Annotated in this window: 7 protein-coding genes and 1 pseudogene; all 8 read left to right on the top strand. The window is 58.8% G+C overall.

What is annotated here, in order from left to right; genetic code table 11:
• Positions 1-2 precede the first annotated feature (2 nt).
• The 8 genes and pseudogenes from DQX05_RS03360 (at position 3) to DQX05_RS03325 (ending at position 21,429) form a co-directional block, all read left to right on the top strand.
• Positions 3-7,826 carry a type I polyketide synthase gene (locus DQX05_RS03360; protein WP_119790879.1) on the top strand — a complete coding sequence of 2,608 codons (7,824 nt, stop codon included), beginning with the start codon at positions 3-5 and terminating at the stop codon, positions 7,824-7,826.
• Entirely contained in the window at positions 7,823-14,299 is a 6,477-nt protein-coding gene (locus DQX05_RS03355; RefSeq protein WP_119790877.1) for a type I polyketide synthase, read from the top strand. Before DQX05_RS03360 ends, DQX05_RS03355 begins: the two co-directional genes overlap by 4 nt.
• A gap of 167 nt (positions 14,300-14,466) precedes the next feature.
• A complete protein-coding gene (locus DQX05_RS03350) occupies positions 14,467-15,636 on the top strand; it encodes a bis-aminopropyl spermidine synthase family protein (RefSeq protein WP_119790875.1) in 1,170 nt (389 codons plus the stop codon).
• A gap of 25 nt (positions 15,637-15,661) precedes the next feature.
• Positions 15,662-16,120, top strand: a complete 459-nt coding sequence (locus DQX05_RS03345) for a GNAT family N-acetyltransferase (protein WP_119790874.1) — start codon at positions 15,662-15,664, stop codon at positions 16,118-16,120.
• On the top strand, positions 16,113-17,138 hold the full coding sequence (locus tag DQX05_RS03340; protein ID WP_259391778.1) for an HAD-IIIC family phosphatase: 1,026 nt from the start codon (positions 16,113-16,115) through the stop codon (positions 17,136-17,138). Before DQX05_RS03345 ends, DQX05_RS03340 begins: the two co-directional genes overlap by 8 nt.
• 3 nt (positions 17,139-17,141) lie before the next feature.
• Entirely contained in the window at positions 17,142-17,405 is a 264-nt protein-coding gene (locus tag DQX05_RS03335) for an acyl carrier protein (protein WP_119790870.1), read from the top strand.
• 378 nt (positions 17,406-17,783) lie between these two features.
• Positions 17,784-20,099 carry a N,N-dimethylformamidase beta subunit family domain-containing protein gene (locus tag DQX05_RS03330; RefSeq protein ID WP_119790868.1) on the top strand — a complete coding sequence of 772 codons (2,316 nt, stop codon included), beginning with the start codon at positions 17,784-17,786 and terminating at the stop codon, positions 20,097-20,099.
• Positions 20,100-20,161: 62 nt separating this feature from the next.
• Positions 20,162-21,429, top strand: a pseudogene (locus DQX05_RS03325) (alkaline phosphatase).
• Positions 21,430-21,523 lie beyond the last annotated feature (94 nt).

Here is a 21,523-nt window from a genome sequence, read left to right as displayed (position 1 = left end):
AGATGAGTGCTGCGAACGGAAATTACGAAGGAACCGGCCTGGAAATTGCCGTGGTCGGCATGGCGGGACGATTCCCCGGAGCCAAGAACTTGGCCGAATTTTGGGCCAACTTGCGCGATGGCGTGGAATCGGTCACTTTCTTTACGGATGAAGAGTTAAGGGAGGCGGGGATCGGGCCCGAGCTGCTCGAACATCCCCAGTACGTAAAGGCAAAGGCGATGCTGGAAGACGTGGAATCATTCGATGCGCCGTTTTTTAACTATACGCCACGGGAGGCGGAGCTGGTTGATCCGCAGTTCCGGCTCTTCCATGAATGCTCGTGGGAGGCGCTGGAGGACGCGGGGTACACGCCCGACACGGACGGGAAATTAATCGGCGTATATGCGGGGGCTTCGCCTAATACCTATTGGGTCGCCAACCAGATTATGAGCGCACCCCATGCCAGCGATCATTTTCAAATCTTGCAATTGAACAATCCGTCGTTCACGACACGGATTTCCTATAAGTTGAATTTGAAAGGCCCGAGCGTGAGCGTGCAGACGGCCTGCTCCACCTCGCTCGTGTCCATTCACCTCGCATGTCAGGGCTTGCTGGGGGGAGAATGCGATCTTGCTCTGGCCGGAGGCGTCTCGATCAATTTGCCGCGCATCACCGGATATCTGTATCAGGAAGGCATGATCCAGTCGCCGGACGGTCATTGCCGGCCCTTTGACGAAGGAGCCAACGGCACCTTGTTCGGAGACGGCATCGGGATCGTTGTGCTGAAGCGGCTGGCTGACGCCCTGGCAGACTGCGACACGATCCATGCCATCATCAAAGGCTCGGCGATCAACAATGACGGCAGCCGGAAGGTCGGCTACACGGCGCCAAGCACGAACGGCCAAGTCGAGGTTATCCGGGCCGCCCATCACATGGCCGAGGTGCATCCGGAGAGCATCGGCTATATCGAGGCGCACGGCACGGGGACGGCGCTCGGCGATCCGATCGAGGTGGAGGCGCTGCAGCTTGCCTTCGCCACGGAGAAAACCGGCTTTTGCCAAATCGGATCGCTCAAATCCAATATCGGCCATCTTGATGCCGCCGCCGGAGTCGCCGGCTTCATCAAAGCCGTGCTGGCGCTCAAGCACAAGCAGATTCCGCCGAGCCTTCACGTTCAGAACCCGAATCCGAAAATCGACTTTGCCCGCTCGCCCTTCACCGTCAACACGGAGCTGACCCGCTGGAACAGAGCGGGCGGTCCGCTGCGAGCGGGAGTAAGCTCCTTCGGCATCGGGGGCACGAATGCGCACATCGTCTTGGAGGAAGCGCCGGCTATGCCTGCGGGATCCGCGGGACGGGACATGAAGCTGCTCATGCTCTCTGCCGAGACGGAGGACGGATTGGAACGCGCGACCCGCAACCTGGGCGAGTTCCTGCGCGACCGCCCTGAAACATCATTGGCGGATGCGGCGTATACGCTGCACACAGGGCGCAAGCGGTTCCGGTTCCGCCGCGCGCTGGTCTGCTCCGATGTCTGGGAAGCAATCGCATGTCTGGACGATCCCGCGAACGGCAAAGTACATACGGGTGAATCGGAGCTCGAGCGGGCCCGCGTCATCTTTCTCTTCCCCGGGCAAGGCTCGCAGTATGTGAACATGGGGCTGGATTTGTACCGGAAGGAGCCGCTGTTCCGCGCGGAAATGGACCGCTGCTGCGAGATCATCGCGGCGGCGGGCGGTCCCGATCCAAGGGAACTGCTGTATCCGGAGGAAGGCTGTGGGGCAAGCCCGTCTGCGGCAGACCGTATCAACCGGACGGAAGCAGCGCAGCCGGCCTTGTTCGCTTTCGAATATGCGCTGGCCAAGCTGCTGATGTCGTGGGGTATCCAACCGCACGCGATGATGGGCCACAGCATCGGCGAATATACGGCGGCGTGCCTGTCCGGGGTGCTCTCGCTTCAGGACGCGCTGGAACTCGTCACGCTGCGCGGGAAGCTGATACAGAGCCTGCCGGCAGGCGAGATGCTGAGCGTCTCGCTGTCCGAGGAGAGCTTGAGCGCGCTGCTTCCGCCGGAATTGGCGCTGGCGGCTGTCAACGGGCCGGAGCAATGCGTCTTATCGGGCCCGCCCGCAGCGATCGCTTTATTCGCAGCGGCGCTGGCCGAGAGACAAGTGGCGCACCGGAAGCTTCATACTTCGCATGCGTTCCATTCGGCGATGATGGAGCCGATATTGGCGCCGTTTGCGGATAAGGTGAAGCAGATCGCGCTGTCCGTGCCAACCATCCCGTACCTGTCCAATGTGACGGGAACCTGGATGACGGCGGAGGACGCCGCCGATCCGGCTTACTGGACGCGGCATGCGAGGGGGACGGTCCGGTTCGCCGACGGAGCGGCCAAGCTGCTCCAGGAGAAGCAGGCCGTATTTATCGAGATCGGGCCCGGCAATGCGCTCAGCAGCTTCGTCCGCAAAATGCAGGCACAGGCCGAAGCGGGCGGGGGGCATGAGGCGCATTATCTCGTCCGCCATCCGCAGGAGCAAGCCGCGGATGATGCCTACTTGCTTGAGAAGATAGGCAAATTGTGGATTGCGGGCGTGCGGATCGATTGGACGGAGTACTATGCGTCGGAACGGCGCCGCCGGATAACCTTGCCGACCTATCCGTTCGAACGCCGGCGCTATTCCGTGGACGGGATGCGACTGGCCGCGGGCGGCCTGCGGCGGGCAGCCGCTGTGCGGGAAGGCGCGCTGCCGGAAGCAGGAAGCGGGCGCGAAGCTGCCGCGCGGGGCGGCGCAACGGCCCGCCCGGTGTCGGTATCATCTATCGAGCACATGATTGCGGATACGGTCCGGCGCCATTTCGGATTTTCGGACCTCGCAATGAACGATAACTTCTTTGATATCGGAGCGAGCTCGCTTGATATTTCCCAGTTGGCCGACAAGCTGGCAGGGATGCTCGGCAAGGACATTCCCGTGGTCGCGCTGTATTCGTACCCGACCGTCCGCACGCTGGCGGCGTTCCTGCGGGATGATGGGCTGCACACGCCGGCCGAAGAGGCGGAGGCGCAGGATAAAGAGCGCCGCCGCGCTATGGAAGAGGGACTGGCGCGGACGGACCGGTTGAGGTCGGCTTCGCTTCAGGAACGAATGCCTGCGGAGCAGAGCGAACGACGGGGAAGCGGCTCCTCCGCCTCAGGGGAGAACGGGATCGACATTGCCGTCATCGGCATGGCCGCCCGCTTCCCGGGCGCGGATAATCTCGACGAGTTCTGGCGCAATCTACGCGGCGGGGTCGAGTCGATTACGTTCTTCACCGACGAGGAGCTGCTGCAGGAGGGCGTCGATCCGGCGCTTGTCTCCCACCCGTCTTATGTGAAAGCCAAGGGAATCCTGCATGGAATCGACCAATTCGATGCCGCCTTTTTCGGTTACTCGCCGCGGGAAGCCGAGTTGATGGACCCGCAGCTGCGGCTGTTCCACGAATGCGCGTGGGAAGCGCTGGAATCGGCCGGGTACAACCCGGACGCCTATCCGGGACTTATCGGCGTCTATGCGGGCGCGACCCCGAATTTGGAATGGGTCTCCCGCTTCGCCGGGGGCTTGGGCGGAACGGAGCGATTCAGCGCCATGCTGCTCAACGATCGGGAATTTTTCAGCACGCAGCTATCCTATAAGCTGAATCTCCGCGGACCGAGCATCTCCATGCAGACCGCCTGCTCAACTTCGCTGGTCAACATCGCACTCGCCGCCCAGGGGCTATTGGCGGGGACGTGCGATATCGCCTTGGCAGGCGGGGCCACCGTCAGCGTGCCTCACAAGCAAGGCTATCTGTACGAAGACGGCATGATTCTGTCGCCGGACGGGCACTGCCGCGCCTTCGACGAGCAGGCGGAGGGAACCGTCTTCGGAGACGGCGTCGGCGTCGTCATCCTGAAGCGGCTGCGCGACGCCATCGCGGACGGAGATATTATCCATGCCATCATCAAAGGCTTCGGCCTGAACAATGACGGCATGCGCAAGGTCGGCTTCACCGCCCCGAGCACGAAGGGACAGGCCGAGGTTATCCGTGCGGCCCATCTGATGGCCGGCGTGGAGCCGGAGAGCATCACTTATGTCGAGGCGCACGGAACGGGCACGAATATGGGGGACCCGATCGAGATCGAGGCGTTGAAGGAGGCGTTCCGCACCGGGGAGACGGGCTTTTGCCGGATTGGGTCGGTCAAGTCCAACGTCGGGCATCTCAACAGCGCGGCCGGAGCGGCGGGCTTCATCAAGACGGTGCTGGCGTTGAAGGCGAAGCAGATTCCGCCGACCCTGCATTTTGAACGGGAAAATCCAAAGATTGATTTCGCCAACAGCCCGTTTGTCGTCAACACCGCCCTGACTCCTTGGGAGAGCGGCCGCTATCCGCTGCGCTCCGGGGTCAGCTCGTTCGGAATCGGGGGCACCAATGCGCATGTCATCCTGGAGGAGGCCCCGGTCTTGGAGCCATCGAGCGAAGGCCGATCCGATAAATTGCTGCTGGTGTCGGCAAGAACGGCGACGGCTCTGACCGAGGCGAAAGCGCGCTTGGCGAAGTTCCTGACGGAACGCCCGGATATCGATCTGTCGGATGCGGCGTATACGTTGCAAGCAGGCCGGAAGGCCTTCGAATGGAGAGCCGCGTTCGTCTGCGGGACGGCGCAGGAAGCGGCCGCCATCCTGGCATCGCCCGAGCCTGGCCGGATAGCGGTGGCCGAGACGGGCACGCAAGCCCGCTCCGTCGTGTTCCTGTTCCCGGGCCAAGGCTCCCAATACGTCAACATGGGCCGCGGGCTGTACCGTGGCGAGCCTGACTTCCGGGAGGAGATCTACCGCTGCCTCGCACTCATTCAACCGCATATGGCGCTAGACTTGAAGGCCGTGCTGTATCCGGACGAGGCAGGCCGCGGCACGCGGGAGGACGAGCTTATGCTGCGGACGGACATCGCGCAGCCCCTCCTGTTCATCGTCGAATATGCGCTTGCCAAGCTGCTGATGCGATGGGGCGTTCGCCCGGAGGCGATGATGGGACACAGCATCGGCGAGTATGTCGCCGCTTGCCTGGCGGGCGTATTCACGCTGGAAGAAGCGCTCCAGCTTGTCGCGCTTCGCGGCCGGCTCATGCAGGGGATGCCTGCCGGAGCGATGCTCAGCGTAGCGCTGCCCGAGGCTGAATTGCGCGGCATGCTGCCGGATCGGCTTGCGCTGGCTGCCGTCAACAGCACGTCCTTATGCGTCGTCGCCGGGGAGTCGGACGAGATAGACGAATTTGCCCGGCTGCTGGAAGGCAAAGGCTGCGCATGCCGGCGTCTGCATACCTCCCATGCGTTCCATTCGCATATGATGGATCCGATTTTGCCGGAATTTGCGGACCGTGTGCGCTCGATCCGGCTGAAGGAGCCGGAGGTTCCTTTTATATCCAATGTGTCCGGCACGTGGATCACGCCGGAAGAAGCTACGGATCCCGAATACTGGGTCGGGCATTTGCGGTCGGCCGTGCGCTTCTCGGACGGGCTGGACGAACTGTTGAGCAATCCGCGCGCCGTATTCATCGAGGCGGGCCCGGGCAATGCGCTCAGCACGTTCGTACGCAAGCATCTCGCGGCTTCGCGGGAACGGGTCGCCGTCAATCTGCTGCGGCACCCTCAGGAAGGCGATTCGGATTCTGCTTACTTGCTTCACAAAATCGGCCGCCTCTGGCTGGCCGGCATTGATATCGATTGGGCGGGCTTCTATGCGCATGAGCGGCGGAGGCGCGTCGAGCTGCCGACCTATCCGATGGAGCGGCAGCGCTATTGGCTGGATGAGGCGCAGCAGCCGCTGGCGGCGGGACGTCCAACCGGGCCGCGGAGCGGGGGCAAAAACCCGAACATGGCCGACTGGTTCTACTACCCTTCGTGGGAACGGACCGTGCTGCAGGAAGGCTCGGACAAGCCGGACGAGGACGGGAAGCATGACTGGCTTATCTTCGCGGACGGCTGCGGACTCGCGGACGAACTGGCCGCGCTCGTGCGGAAGGAAGGACATCGGGCCGTCCTCGTGGAGGCAGGCCCCGCATTCGCTAAGCGCGATGACGATACGTTCACGCTGTCTCCTGCCTCGGCGGAGCAGTATGCGCTGCTGTTGGAGGATCTCCGCGCCCGGGAGCTTGTGCCGGATCGGGTCGTCCATTTATGGAATGTTACGGCCGCCGACGAGGAATTGCCGGATGGGAACGGTTCCAGAGCGGAGGCCGAGTCTGAACGGCGCCAGCAAGAGCTCGGGTATTACAGCTTGATCTTCCTCGCGCAAGCGCTTCGCAAACAAAAGGAGTCTGCGGATGTCCGCATCGCGGTCGTGTCGACCGATATGCAGGAGGTAACGGGTCTGGAACGGCTGTCTCCCGGCAAAATAACGCTGCTGGGTCCAAGCATAGTCATCCAGCAGGAATACAGCGGCATGAGATGCGTGAGCATCGATATCGATGCGCCGACAGGGAGCGGACATCACCGGCGAACCGCCGAGCGCATCGCGGCGGAGCTGTCGGTTCTGGCTTCGGATCGTCTGATCGCTTACCGCGGCCCATACCGTTGGGTGCAGCAGTACAAGCCGCTCGCTCTGCGCCAAGCAGATCCTCCGGCAGCGCCATTCCGGGAACGCGGCGTCTACCTGATCACCGGCGGCCTCGGTGGAATCGGCATGCTGACGGCGGAGTATTTGGCGCGGCATTTCCGGGGGCGGCTCATTCTTACCGGGCGTTCCTCCTTCCCCGCGCGGGAGGAGTATGGCCATTGGCTGGCCGAACACGGCGAAGCGCATCCGATCTCTCGCAAAATCAAGCGGGTGCAGCAGTTGGAAGCGTTGGGGGCCGAGGTGACTTACATCCAGGCCGACCTGTCCGACGAAGCGCAGATGAACCGCGTCTTCGAATATATGGACGCCGCATACGGCTGCGTGAACGGAGTCGTGCAGGCAGCCGGGCTTCCCGGCGCGGAATCGTTCCGTGCGATCGAAAATATCGGCGGAGGCCAGTCGGACGAGCAGTTCCGGGCCAAAGTCCAAGGGCTGCAGACACTGTCGAAGCTGCTGGCCGGGAGAGAAGCGGATGTATGTATTCTGTTCTCCTCCATCGCAAGCGTGCTCGGCGGGCTTGGCTTCAGCGCCTATTCGGCCGCGAATCTGTACATGGATGCCTTCGCCCGCAGACAGAACCGGGCAGGGGGGACGAGGTGGCTGTGCGTCAATTGGGATGCATGGGAGTTCTGGGAGCAGCACAGCTCCACCATCGGGGAATCGCTCGTCGAACTGGCGATATTGCCTGCCGAAGCGCCGGATCTGTTCCGGTACGTCTACAACCCTTGCGGCAGCAGCCAGGTTATCGTTTCCACCGGAGATCTGGACATGCGCATCGATCAATGGATTCGGCACGCAGGCAAGAAGCAGGAAGAACTGGCGGGAAGCGGCGCCTCGTTCGGCCGGCCGAATCTGACCAACCCGTATGTCGCGCCTCGCAACCGGATAGAGAAGGCGATCGCCGACGTGTGGACGCGGTTTTTCCGCATGGACGAAGTGGGTATCCATGATAACTTTTTTGACCTGGGGGCGAGCTCCCTCGACATGATCCAATTGACCGGCAAATTAAACGAAGCGTTGGGCGAAAGCATCGCCGTCGTCGATTTGTTCACCTATCCCAGCATACATGCGCTCGCGCAGCGCCTGACCCGGAACGGACAGGACGAGGCGGAGGAAGCGGAGCTGGAGCAGCAGTTGATCGGTTCGGTGGCCAAAGGAAAGAAACGGCAGCAGCAGCAAAAAGAAAAAAGACGCAAAGGAGAGGTCTTGCAATGAGCGTATCGAGCGGAAGAGAGTACACCGGATCCGAAATCGCCGTCATCGGCATGTCGGGAAGGTTCCCGGGAGCCAAAAACTTGCGGGAATATTGGGACAACCTCTGCAACGCCAGGGAGAGCATTTCCTTTTTCAGCGAAGAGGAACTGCTGGAGGCCGGTATCGATCCGGACACGCTGCGCCATCCGAATTTTGTGAAGGCCAAAGGGATGCTGGATGACATCGAGTACTTCGATCCCGAGTTTTTCGATTATACCCCGCGCGAAGCAGAGGTGATGGATCCGCAATTCCGCCTTCTGCACGAATGCTCCTGGGAAGCGCTCGAACAGGCGGGCTACGATCCGAAGACGTATCGCGGGTCCATCGGGCTCTATACCGGCGCAGCCTTCAATTCCCATTGGTTCATGCGGGCGTTCAAAGGGCTGGGTACGGCGGAGGAATCCGCGACGCTGGAGACGGCGATGTTGAACCTTCGCGATTATATGGCGACCCTTGTATCGTACAAATTGAATTTGAAGGGGCCGAGCTTCACGGTGCAGACCGCTTGCTCCACATCGCTCGTGGCCGTGCATCTGGCTTGCCAAGGCTTGCTCAGCGGCGAGTGCAGCATGGCGCTTGCCGGCGGGGTGTCGATTCAACTGCCGCAGAAAAACGGCTATTTCTATCAAGAAGGCATGATCAATTCGCCTGACGGGCACTGCCGCGCCTTCGACGAACAGGCGGCCGGCACTGTCTTTGGAGACGGCGCGGGCATCGTCCTTCTGAAGCCGCTGGAGGATGCGCTCGCGGACGGCGACCATATCTTCGCCGTCATTAAAGGCTCGGCGATCAATAATGACGGGAACCGGAAAGTGGGCTATACCGCGCCGAGCACGCAGGGACAAGTGTCCGTCATCCGAGCCGCTCATCATGTGGCGGAAGTGGAGCCGGAAAGCATCAGCTACATTGAGGCGCACGGAACGGGAACGACGCTGGGCGATCCGATCGAGATCGAAGCGTTGAATACCGCATTTCAGACAGAAAAGAAACGCTACTGCGGCATCGGCTCGGCCAAATCCAACATCGGACATTTGAACAATGCCGCGGGAGTGGCCGGCTTCATTAAGAGCGTGCTCGCGCTGGCGAACAAACAATTGCCGCCGACGCTTCACTATGAACGTCCGAACCCGAAGATCGACTTCGAGAACAGCCCGTTCTATGTCAACGACCGCTTGCGAGAGTGGACGAGCGACGGCGGGCCGCTGCGTGCCGGAGTCAGCTCGTTCGGCATCGGCGGAACGAATGCGCATGTCGTGCTGGAGGAGGCGCCGCCCGCGGCCGCTTCCTCCCCGGGCAGAACGGTGCAGCTCATCGCCTTGTCCGCCAAGACGGAAGCCTCGCTTGAACGGCTGACCGAGCGCATGGCCCGGCATGTGCAAGAGCATCCGGACGTATGCCTGGCCGATATGGCCTATACGCTGCATGTGGGGCGGGCGGCGTTCCCGCATCGCCGCACGTTCGTCTGCGCCAGCGCGGGGGAAGCAGCCGCTTGGCTGGATCAGCCGGACTGTGCCGATGTCCAGAGCGGGATGGCCGCGGCGGATGACAAGCCTGTCGTCTTCATGTTCTCCGGCCAAGGCTCGCAATACACCGGCATGGGCCGGGAGCTGTACGAGCGGGAGCCGGTGTTCCGCGCCGAGGCGGATCGCTGCTTCGAGCTGATGCCGGATCCAATCGGCAAGCAGGTGAAGCAGGTTCTATACCCGTCCGGCGAAGAGGCTGATGCGGAGGCTTTCGGACTAATCAACCGGACAGACATCGCGCAGCCCGTCATCTTTACAGTCGAGTACGCACTGGCCAAGCTGATGATGGACTGGGGAGTGCGTCCGCAGGCGATGATCGGGCACAGCATTGGCGAATATGCGGCCGCATGCCTCGCCGGCGTCTTCCCGCTCGAGGACGCCATCCGGCTCGTCACGCTGCGCGGACAATTGATGCAGAGTCTGCCCGGCAGTGTCATGCTGAGCGTGCCGCTGAGCGAGCAAGAGCTGCTGCCGATGCTGTCCGGCGGATTGTCCCTGGCCGCGGTGAACGCGCCTTCCATGTGCGTCGTGTCCGGAACGCAGGAAGCGGTCGAGGCGCTGGCTGCCCTGCTGGAGGAGAGAGGGCACGCCTGCCGGCGGCTGCATACGTCCCATGCGTTCCATTCCGCCATGATGGACCCCATCCTGGAGCGCTATGAGCAGGAGGTAGGCAAGCTGACGCTGCATCCGCCGCGCTTCCCGTTCATTTCGAACGTGACGGGGACCTGGATTCGGGATGAGGAAGCGGTAAGCCCGGCCTACTGGGCGCGGCATCTGCGCGGCACGGTACGGTTCGCCGACGGACTCGCGACACTGTTCGCCGAGATCGATGCCGCGTTCGCGGAGATTGGCGGAGGCAATGCGCTGACCGCCTTTGCACGGCGGCACACGGAGGCAAAGGGGGAGCGTGTCCTGGTGAACCTGATGCGGCATCCGCAGCAGGCTGCGTCGGATGTGGCGCATCTCCTCCTTCAAGTCGGACGGCTGTGGAACGCCGGCGTGACAATCGATTGGTCGCGCTTCTACGGGGAGGAGCAGAGAAATCGTATCCCGCTGCCCACCTATCCGTTCGACCGCCGGCGCTTCTGGATCGATGAGGAAGGAATCCGCATCGTCCACTACGGCTCTGCTGCGGAGGGCGCGGGGCATTCCGGCTCAGCGGCGCCGGCGTCCCGGCGGGAGGCAGCGCCTGGAACAGCCGCGCCCCGGAATTCGCTGGAAGAGACGTTGGCCGGCATTTGGCGGGATCTGTTCGGTATCGGGGAGATCGGGATTCACGATGATTTCTTTGAATTGGGCGGCCACTCGTTGAAGGCGACCAGCCTTATCGCCAAGATCCATAAGGAGTTCGACGCGGAGCTGGCCTTATCGGATATTTTCAACATGCCGACGATTAGCGCCCTTGCCCGGCACATCGCACAGATGGAGAAAAATCAATATTTCGCCATCTCGCCGGCGGAGCCGAAACCGTATTATCAGGTGTCTTCCGCTCAGAAACGGACGTTCCTCATCCATCAGCAAATCGGCGACGTAACAACCTACAACATGCCGATGGCCTTGCTGGTTCATGGCAAAGCTGATGCCGATCGGTTCGAGCAAACGTTCATCAAATTGATTCACCGTCATGAAAATATGCGGACCTCGTTCCACTTGGTTGACGGGGAGCCAATGCAGCAAGTCCATGAAGACTTCTCGTTTGCGGTCGAACGCCTGGAAGCAGACGAGCAGGATATGAATAAAATCGTGCGCAAGTTCATCAAACCGTTCGATCTGGGCCAAGCCCCGCTGATTCGCGCCTCTTTCGTCAAGCTTGGGCCGGAGAAGCATGTGCTGCTTATGGATATGCACAATATCGTGTCGGACGGCGCATCTATGAACGTATTCATTAAGGAGTTCAGCGATCTGTATGCGGGGAAGGAGCTCCAGCCGCTGCGGATTCAGTATAAGGATTATGCGGAATGGCAGCACCGCCTGCTGGAAGGAGACATGATCCGGAAGCAGGAGGAGTACTGGTTGAGCCAGTTCCGGCACAGCATCCCGGTGCTGAATATGCCGACCGATTTCGAGCGGCCCGAATTCCAATCGTTCATCGGCAGAGCGCACAAGCTCACTCTGCCCAAGGCGACGGCGGATCAGTTGAACGCTGTGGCCAAGTCCCGCAACGTCACGATCAACGTGCTGTTGTTCTACCTGTACACCCTTGTGCTGCACCATTATACCGGCCAGCGCGACATGACGGTCGGCTCGCTGGTCGCAGGCCGGCGGCATGCCGATGTGGAGCCATTAATCGGCATGTTCACCAACTTTTTGCCGATACGGGTCTGCTTCGAGGAGAACCGCACCATCCTCGACCAACTGCTCGTGTTGAATGACACGATGATGAACGCGTACGAAAATCAAGATTTCCCGTTCGACCGGATGGTGGAGAAATTGTCGGCGAAATTGCCGCGCGGCCGCAATCCGCTGTTTGATACAATGATGATTTTCCATAACGAATTTGACGGGAACCCGGTGTTGAAGGCCGAAGGACTCACCTTCGAGAACTATGACATTACGAAGGGGATCTCCAAGCTCGACTTCAAGCTCGATATCGGCTTTGCCGATGACGGCGGGCTGCTCTGCGTCATGCAGTATAACACGGCCCTGTTCGTCGAAGACACGATAGCGGGGCTGATGGGGCACTTCGTCGAGTTGATCGACAATGTGCTGGCCGATCCGGAGCGGAAGCTGGGGGAGATCCGGCTGCTCTCCGAGGCGGAGCAGAGCGAACTGGCCGCCAAAAGACGCAAACCGGAGCCGGAAAGCGCGTTTACCGTGGTTGCCGCCTCCACCTTTACGGCGGAGCCGATCCGTCCGTATGTGCAATGGTGGGGCGAGCAATTCGGATTGCGCCTTGACATTCATTTTGCGCCTTACCACCAAGTGTTTCAGGAGCTTTTGAATCCGGACAGCGCGCTCTCTTCCGAGGGAGATGCGGGATTGCTCCTCGTGCGGTTCGAGGATTGGCTGCGGGATGATCGCTCGCCGGAGGACAAGCAAATTAAGAAGCTGGAGCGGGCGTTCTCCGAGCTGGCGCAGGCTTTGTCTGCGATGAAGGGCCCAAGGCCGCTGTTCGCCGGCGTGTTTCCGGTGTCGGCTTCGCTTGGAGCTTCACCGGTCATGGCGAGCTATTTGGAGGAGCTGACGAACCGATGGAAGCGGGAGCTGGAAAAGAAGGAGCATGTTCATGTCATCGACTTCAGAGAGGTTGGCGGGATGTTCGGCGTCGAGCACATCGATGATGCCGCCGCCGATCAAGCGGGGCACATGCCGTTCACGCCGGAATATTACGCGGCCATCGGGACGTTCACGACGCGCCGCCTGTTGGCTTGGCACGGACATCCGTTCAAGGTCATCGCGGTCGATTGCGACCATACGCTGTGGAACGGAGTATGCGGCGAAGATGGAGCCGAAGGAGTCACGGTTACGGAGCCTTGCCGCGATTTGCAGCGGTGTCTGCTGGAGAAGCAGCGCGAGGGCATGCTGCTTGTCCTTGTCAGCAAGAACAACGAGAGGGACGTGTGGGACGTATTCGACAAACATCCGGACATGCTGCTGACAAAAGAGGACTTCGCCGGTTGGCGCATCAACTGGAGCACGAAATCTGAAAATCTGCGCTCGCTGGCGGAGGAGCTCCGGTTGGGACTGGACAGCTTCATCTTCCTCGATGACAGTTCGCTGGAATGCTTGGAGGTTCGCTCGAATTGCCCGGAAGTGCTGGCGCTCCAGCTGCCTGAAGGACGGCAAGTGCCGGCATTCCTGCGGCATATATGGGCCCTGGATCGCATCCGCGTGACCGAAGACGACGAGCGAAGAACCGAAAGGTATGCAACGGAGCGCAAGCGCGGCGAAGTTCGCGCATCCGCTTCGTCGCTGCAGGCCTTTCTCCATGATTTGGAGCTCGTGATGAGCATTAAGGAGGCGGAGGCCGGACAGCTGCCGCGCATCGGCCAGCTTATGCAGCGGACCAATCAATTCACGCTGAATGCGGACCGCAGCATGGCGGACGGCTTGCCGTCCATCCTGTCGAAGCCGGATACGGCGTGCTGGGCTATCGAAGCCGCGGACCGATTCGGAAGCTACGGTCTGGCCGGGGCTGTCATTACCCGATGCGAGGACGGCATCATGCATCTGGATTCTTTCCTCTTAAGCTGCCGTATCCTCGGAAGAGGAATCGAAGCTGCCGTGATCAGCTCATTGAAGCCGTACTGTCTTGAACGGAATGCCGCTTATATCGAAGCGGTATGCACGCTTACCGGGAAGAACGAACCCATGCTCGCCTTTTTGCAATCGGGTGGCTGGAGTGTCATGGAAGAGACGGACCGCACCGTGCGCTTCCGGCATGCCGTGGAGGATATCCCGGACGCCATCGATCATATCCAATGTGTCCGCAGCGCGCCTCTTCCTGTCAGGGAAGAGCCGCAGCATACAGGCAACGGCACGCCGCGCGAGTCCGCGACGGTCATGGTGGGCGCGGGAAGCTTCGAGCAGCCGTCGTGGGACATGGTTCTCGACGGGCGCTATCCGCAGCTGCACCAGCATCAGCTGCTCCCGCTGCACTATTATAATGCGGTCCGGCTTCTCCAATTACCGGTGCAGAACATCGAGGAAGGAGCGCCGCTGAGAGCCGCCTACCGCGCTCCGGCCAACGAGGTGGAAGCGGCTATGGTGCAAATCTGGGAACGGGTGCTCGGCATCGGCGGCATCGGCATTGACGACGACTTTTTCCGGCTGGGCGGCACCTCCCTTCATGCGGTTCGGGCCGAGGTGGAAATGGAAAAGCAGGGCCTCTTCGCTGATGGGCAGCAATTATTCAAATATCGGACGATTCATCAATTGTGCCCGTTTATTCGCGTTTCCGTCATGGATTGAACCGGAGTGTCTTAATTTTCTGCTCATGGCATCGGCTGCATATTTGCGGCCGGTGCCTTGCTTTTGTATGGGAAATATAGGATAATGATTGCGTTGTAGACATCCAGGAACATACATATAGACATATTGATGGGATTTGTAATCGATAAAGGAGATAGAAGAAAAATATGAATAAAGAAGCGATCGATTCAATTTATTCCCAAGTGTCCATTAAGGATGGAAAAAAAGCGATCGAGAACATTCTTCTGGATATTTACTTCAAGCCGGGCATCTCTACGAAGGAGATCGCGCGCAAGACGCTGCTGCCGCTGCCGATTGTGGCGGCTATCAAGAAAGAGTTCATCAAGGCGGGACTAATCGAACAAAGCCGGGGAGTCAACTGCACTCCGAGAGGGATGCGGTTCGTTGAGCATACGATGGGTTATGGGCAACTGAACCGGACCTTGTATCAGCGGTTGAAGCAGGGGCAATGGCATCCGGACGATCTGCACGACATGATGTCGAAGCTGGAAGGCGTCTTTGAGAACCGTCCCCAGGTCGATGTCACGATCGACCAATCCCGCTGCACGCTGGAGACGAGCATGAAGCGGGCCGTGCTGGCGCTTCAGCACGAAGTTCTTATCGGGCGGGATATCGTCTGTCTGGGGGATGATGACCTTGTCAGTGTGTCGTTGGCGTTTCTCCTTAAGCAGTTGTTTCGGCAAAATCCGCATAAATCCAATACCCGCATTCATGTGTTCGAGATTGACAAACGCATTATCAGCTACGTGAACTATGTTGCGGAATCCGAAAATTTACCGATTGTCTGCTATGAAACGGATTTTCGCGAACAGCTCCCGTCTGAATTTTTGCACCATTTTGATTGCGTTTTCACGGATCCTCCCTATACGCTCCAGGGCCTGTCTTTATTCGTATCGCGAGGCATCCAGTTGCTGAAGCCGGAAATCGGGCTGCCCATTTTTCTATCGTTCGCCCACAAATCGCCAGACTTTGCTTTGGAGATGCAGCGCGAATTTTCCCGGATGGGCTTGCTTGTCACGAGTGTGCTCCCGCGCTTCAATCAATATCTCGGGGCGGAAATTATAGGTAACACGAGCCAGATGATTGTGTTACAATCTACGGAAGAGACGAAGGAGAGCATTGCGCGTGATTACCGGGACGCCCTCTATACGGGAGAAGTAAGGCGCACCATTCGCGCCTATGAATGCAAACGGTGCAGCCTTGTGACCGAGGTTGGCTTTCAAATGCAATGGCAAACGATTGAACAGCTGAAAAAGAAGGGCTGCCCGAGCTGCCATCATGACTCCTTCGAGTTAATTCAAAAAAAGAACGCATAACGACGCAGAATGGAGTCATAGCAAGATGCCGATTAGACAAATCGTGCCGGATGATATTGCGGTTATCGCTCAATTTGAGACGGACATTTCCGTTATCTCATTCGGAGAAGAAGCGATTACCGATCCTCGCTTTCATATCAAGAAGCTGGAAAAAGCGCTTCACTATGAAAAAAAAGGAATGTTAGTGCTGGAAGTTGACGGGAATGTCGCAGGCTGGATGTGGATTACGCCGCGGGAAAACTCGGTCACGAAGCAGATGTACGCGAATTTCAAAAGCTTCTATATCGCAGAGCCCTACCGCGGCACCGCTTATGTGGATGAGCTCTTCGATGCGGGCATGATGTATTGCAAGAGGGCGGGAACCGAGCGCATCATTGGCAAGGTGCATGTAAGCAATTTGCCGATGAGGCTGCTTTACAAGAAGTACGGCTTCAAGCCGACGCATCTGACGATGGAGTGGTTCTCCGGTGAAGCAGATGATTAAATGTATCGTATGGGATTTGGATGATACGCTGTGGGAAGGAACGCTGAGGGAAGACGAGGCCGCTATCAAGCTGCTGCCGGAGATGGCAAGCGTCCTTGATACGCTCGATCGGCGCGGGATTCTGCACAGCATCGCCAGCCGCAACGGCTGGGAGCAAGTGAAGGACAAGCTGGAGCAGTTGGGCATCGCCCATTATTTCTTGTCCCCCCAATGCCATTTCGACTCAAAGGCAGCGAGCATCGAGCGGATTGCCCAGGAACTGAACATCGGCTTGGATGCGATTGCCTTTATCGATAATGATCCGTTCGAGCGCTTCGAAGTGAACTTCTATGTGCCGGAGGTCCAGACTTATGACGCTCGGCAATATCGGGAGCTTCCCGGTTATCCTGAATTCCAGGCAGGCCAGTTGACCGAAGAAGCGGCCAACCGGCGGCAGTATATGCAGGCGCGCCACATGCGGGAGGAAGCTCGCAAAGCGCATACAGGCAGCCGCGAGCAATTCTTGAAGGAATGCGGAATGAAGCTGCGGATCCGGCTGGCGAGGGAAGAGGATTACCCGCGGGTGGTTGAATTATCCCGCCGCACGAACCAGATGAACAGCTTATTGGAACGAATCGATTTTCCTTTCGTCGAATCGTACTGCGCTCGGGATAACCATTACTTATATGTGGCCCGGCTGGAGGACCGGTTCGGCGCGCACGGGCTGATCGGAACCTGCTTTGCAAGCGCTGCGGCCGACGGGATCGACATCAATCTGTTTTGCATTTCCTGCCGGATTGAAGGCCGGGGCATCGCCTCCGCCTTTTTGTACACCGTTCTGGAAAAGCTGGAACAACAACAGCCGCAGGCGGCCACGGCGCGATGCCGGCTAGTCAGCAAGCAGCGGAATTTGCCGGCGAGACTGTTGTTGGAGATGCTGGGCTTCAAGAAAACGACTACGGAGGACGAGCAATCCGTCTATATGCTGCAGTTGCCGCTCCCGCGGAAGGCATTCGATTGGCTCGAGATAGGAGAATAAGCGATGAACCGCGATGCGATCGAACCGATCGAACAGGAAATTGCCGGAATACTTCAAACTATGCTCAAACTGCCTTACGTCGAAGCGGACACCGTCTTAATTGGCGAGACCGGAATCTTAGACTCTATGACGGTAATGAGACTGCTTGCGGAAATAGAGAGGCGGTTTGATTTTACGCTGGATGAAGACGATCTGACGCTGGATTCCATAAGCAGCGTCAAGCGTCTGGCGGAGTGGGTCATTCAGAGCAAACAGGCAGGTCATTAAGTTGGCCTATCTATTCAATAAGTTGAGAAAGAAGTTGGGAAATCTCATAGAGATTGGATATCGCGCTTTTCTGGCAGGTACAGCCTGCCGCAGAGCGCGATTTTTATTTGTTCAAGAAGGCCGGCCTCTTGAGAACAATAGGCAGGGTACATAAAAAAAGGCAGGATACATAAAAAGAAAAAAATAGATTCAATTGAAAAACTTAGCATGCTATAATTATTTCGAAATATATGACATCATGAGAAAAATTATATAAACATATCGAATTTTGCTAATAGGGGGTGGCTCCGTTATCAAGGCCCGTCGTCCATAAACAGCAGCTACGACGGAACGGATTCAAGGCGCATAAGAAAATTCTGAAGTAATGGAGGAATTTCAATGAAGCCGAATGAACAGGGAACAGCCAGCGAGACTGATGCGAAGACGCAAGATGCCGTCAACGTGGTCGGGTACACGGATCGATTTAGCGTCCAGCCCGGACAAGCACTGAATTTTATGATCGACACGGTGAGTTCGAGTTATACCGCCAGTGTGGTGCGGATATGCGGCGGGATGCCGGATCCGGATCATTCGCCCTATTTGCCGACGGAACCGGTACCGGCGGATTGCGCCGGCGAATACCCGGGACGGCGGCAGACGACCGCGATCGGCTCCTATGCCGAGCTGCCGCTGCCGGAGGAATGGATGCGAGCCGGGGAATTCTCGCTTCAGATGTGGGTATACCCGCAGCTTCCGCAATATGAGAAGGCGCAGACGATCTGGTCTGCCAAATCTCTCGACGGTTCAACCGGGGCGGATGTGACGCTGGACCAGGACGGACATGTAACGTTTTCCTTGATCGGCGGCTGCGGGCATTCCGTTGCCGTTCGCTCCGAGGCGCCGCTGCACGGTCATGAGTGGCACTTCGTAGCCGTTCAATATTCAGTCAGTCGCGAAGCGGCAGTGCTCTTCGTGAGTCAGCAGGTCGGCTGGAGGCCCGATGACGGAGCGCAAGTCAGCACGGCGCCTGCGAAGCTGGATTACAGTCAGACGGTCATCTCCAGCGTGCTGCTGGCTGCGGATTCGGACTCTGCGGCGCCGGGCGGCGTGTCCCGCCATTATAACGGGAAAATCGGAAACCCTCGCTTGTTCCAACATTATTTTACGGAAGCCCAACTGTATGACTTGGCGCGCGGCACGCAGACGGAGCCCGATGGCGCGCGTCTCATTGCGGATTATGACTTCAGCGACGGCATTTCAACGACCCGTCTCTCCGATCGCTCGGCTGGAGGGCATCATGGGATTTTGCGCCAAGGCGGAACCCGCGCCGTTACAAGTCACAATTGGACCGGGGAGCAGACAGACTACCGTCTCGCGCCGGAGCAATACGCTGCAATTCATTTTCATGACAACGACATCGAGGATGCCGGCTGGGAAGCCGACATCACGTGGCGGCTCCCGGAGGATCTGCGAAGCGGCATCTATGCGCTGAAGCTGGAGGCTGAAGGCAGCATCGATTACATTCCGTTTTTTGTGCGGCCGACGCAGGGGACGGCAACCGCTCCCGTCCTGTTCCTGGCGCCGACCAATACGTATCTGGCATATGGGAACGAGCGGCTGTTCAAGTATGCCAAAGAATATTTGGGCGAGGACTATGTTCTTCCTGCGCAGGATGTTTATTTGGACGAGCATCCGGAAATGGGCAGTTCCATATATGACCTGCACAACGACGGCAGCGGCGTCCAATATTCTTCCCGGCTGCGGCCGCTCCTGAATATCCGGCCTCATTACCGGAACTGGCGGGCTGTGCGCCATTTTTCTGCCGATCTGTACATTACCGGATGGCTGGAGCGGCGGGGGCAGAGCCATGATATCGCGACGGACGAAGATCTGCATCATGAAGGCGCCAGCTTGCTAAGCCGTTACAAGGTGGTCATTACCGGCAGCCATCCCGAATATTGGACGCGTCCGATGATGAAAGCGCTGGAGCAGTATTTGGCGGAGGGCGGCCGCTTAATGTATTTGGGAGGCAACGGATTTTATTGGGTGACGAGTCTGGATCCGGATCGGCCGCATCTACTGGAGGTGCGGCGCGGCAACGCCGGCTCGCGCTCCTCGGATTCTCCGCCGGGCGAGCTGTTTCACAGCACGACAGGCGAGCCCGGAGGCATATGGCGCCATTTCGGGTATGTGCCTCAGCGGCTCGTCGGGGTAGGCGTTACCGCTCTGGGCGGCGGCTCGGCATGCGGTTACCGCCGATTGGAGGACAGCTTCCATCCGTCGGCGCAGTTTATTTTTGAAGGCATAGGCGATGACGAGATCATTGGCGACTTCGGATATGCGGCCGGCGGCGCAGCCGGCGATGAGATCGATCGCTATGATCTCACATTCGGCACGCCTCCGCATACGCTGTGGCTGGCCACGTCAACCGGATTCGACAATAATTACCAATTTATTCATGAAGATCAATTAAATACGGCACCGGGTCAAGGGGGATGCGATAACTCGCTTGTACGGGCGGACATGACCTATTTCGATATCCACGGCGGGGGCGCGGTCTTCTCGGTCGGATCGATCAACTGGGCCGGGAGTCTTGCTTGGAACGATTATGACAACAATGTCGCCCGCATTAGCGACAACGTCCTGAAGCGATTGTTGGCGGAGCGCGACAGCTCCACCGCCTTATCGGCCGGAGCGGGTGCAACGCAGACTTGATGTGCCAGGGACAGCAAGAGAATCGATAAAAGGAATTTGCTTTATTATGGGGGAAATGAAGGATGAAACGTAAACTTGCCGCGATCGTCTTGGGAACCTTGCTTGTCTGTTTTCAGTTTGGCTTTCAGTCTGGCTTTCAGGCCAATTCGGCAGCCGCCTCCGCGGCGAAGGCGAAAAACGTTATTTTTATGGTTCCGGACGGATTCTCACCCGCCTATGCCGCCAGCTACCGCTTGTATAAGGGCGACTTGACCGTGATGGATCCGCTGCTTGTAGGCATGGTGAGGACGTATTCGGCCAATTCCGCGTTAACCGATTCCGCCGCTGCCGCGACGGCGATGGCAACGGGTTATAAGACGAACAATGGGATGATCGGGACGACTCCGGACGGAACATCGCGCCGGACGCTTCTCGAGGCGGCGCGGGAACAAGGCAAGTCCACCGGTCTGGTCGCGACCGCGAACATTACCGATGCGACGCCGGCCGCTTTTTCATCGCATATCGCCTCCCGTGACGAAGAAAGCGACATTGCGCCGCAGCAACTGGAAAATGCCGATGTTTTGCTGGGAGGGGGCAAAGCCTTCTTCCTTCCCGAATCGCTGGGCGGCAAGCAAAAGTCACGCAATTTGTTGGAGGAAGCAAGGCGCAGCGGCTACACTATCGTGGAGGACCGCGCTCAGCTGCAAGCCGCAAGCGGCAGCAAGCTGCTCGGGTTGTTCGCGGGCGGGGACATGGCGCCCGAGCTTGATCGGGAGCATACGAATGAACCCAGCTTGAAGGAAATGACCGGGAAAGCGATCGACGTTCTCCGTCAAAACAAAGCCGGCTTTTTCCTGCTAGTGGAAGGGAGCCAGATCGATTCGGCAGGGCACTACAATGACGCCGCTTGGGCGATGAAAGACACCCAGGCGTTCGAAGAGGCGGTTGCGCTGGCGATCACGACACGGGCGGAATGTCGGTCGGCGGATACGGTCAAACCGATGCCAAGCTTGAGGTGCTGCATCGTGTCAAGGCATCCGGGCTCTATATGGCAGACAAGCTGAAGGGGGATAGAAGCAATATCGCAGAAGTGCTTGCAACGTATGCCGGCATCAACCCGACCGCTGCGGAAGCAGCCAACATCAAGAACGCGAAAGATGCGGTGCATGCCATTAACGCCGTGATTAGCGAACGTGCTCTCATTGCCTGGACAACCTATTTGCACACCGGCGTGGACGTCCAAATCTATGCATTCGGGCCGGGAGCGGATTTATTCCGGGGCTTGCACAACAATATCTCGTCGCGCAAGTGCTACATATCGAGTTTGAGCGGTAACTGTCAGAAGAAGTGAAGTTGGCTAGGAAAAGAAGGGGGTGTCCCACAGTGAGACAGCCCCCTTATTCTCGACGTTCGACTTGCCGGAAAATTGCAAAAATGCAGCATTC

Source organism: Paenibacillus thiaminolyticus (genome assembly GCF_003591545.1).
Lineage (GTDB): Bacteria > Bacillota > Bacilli > Paenibacillales > Paenibacillaceae > Paenibacillus_B > Paenibacillus_B thiaminolyticus_A.
Note: the sequence above shows the minus strand (reverse complement) of the source record. Positions and strands in the feature narration are given on the sequence as shown.

Excerpts from the sequence above, each read along its gene's own strand:
- DQX05_RS03350 (WP_119790875.1), top strand. The coding sequence starts at position 14,467 with ATGAATAAAGAAGCGATCGATTCAATTTATTCCCAAGTGTCCATTAAG.
- DQX05_RS03340 (WP_259391778.1), top strand. The coding sequence starts at position 16,113 with ATGATTAAATGTATCGTATGGGATTTGGATGATACGCTGTGGGAAGGA.
- DQX05_RS03330 (WP_119790868.1), top strand. The coding sequence starts at position 17,784 with ATGAAGCCGAATGAACAGGGAACAGCCAGCGAGACTGATGCGAAGACG.
- DQX05_RS03355 (WP_119790877.1), top strand. The coding sequence starts at position 7,823 with ATGAGCGTATCGAGCGGAAGAGAGTACACCGGATCCGAAATCGCCGTC.
- DQX05_RS03360 (WP_119790879.1), top strand. The coding sequence starts at position 3 with ATGAGTGCTGCGAACGGAAATTACGAAGGAACCGGCCTGGAAATTGCC.
- DQX05_RS03335 (WP_119790870.1), top strand. The coding sequence starts at position 17,142 with ATGAACCGCGATGCGATCGAACCGATCGAACAGGAAATTGCCGGAATA.
- DQX05_RS03345 (WP_119790874.1), top strand. The coding sequence starts at position 15,662 with ATGCCGATTAGACAAATCGTGCCGGATGATATTGCGGTTATCGCTCAA.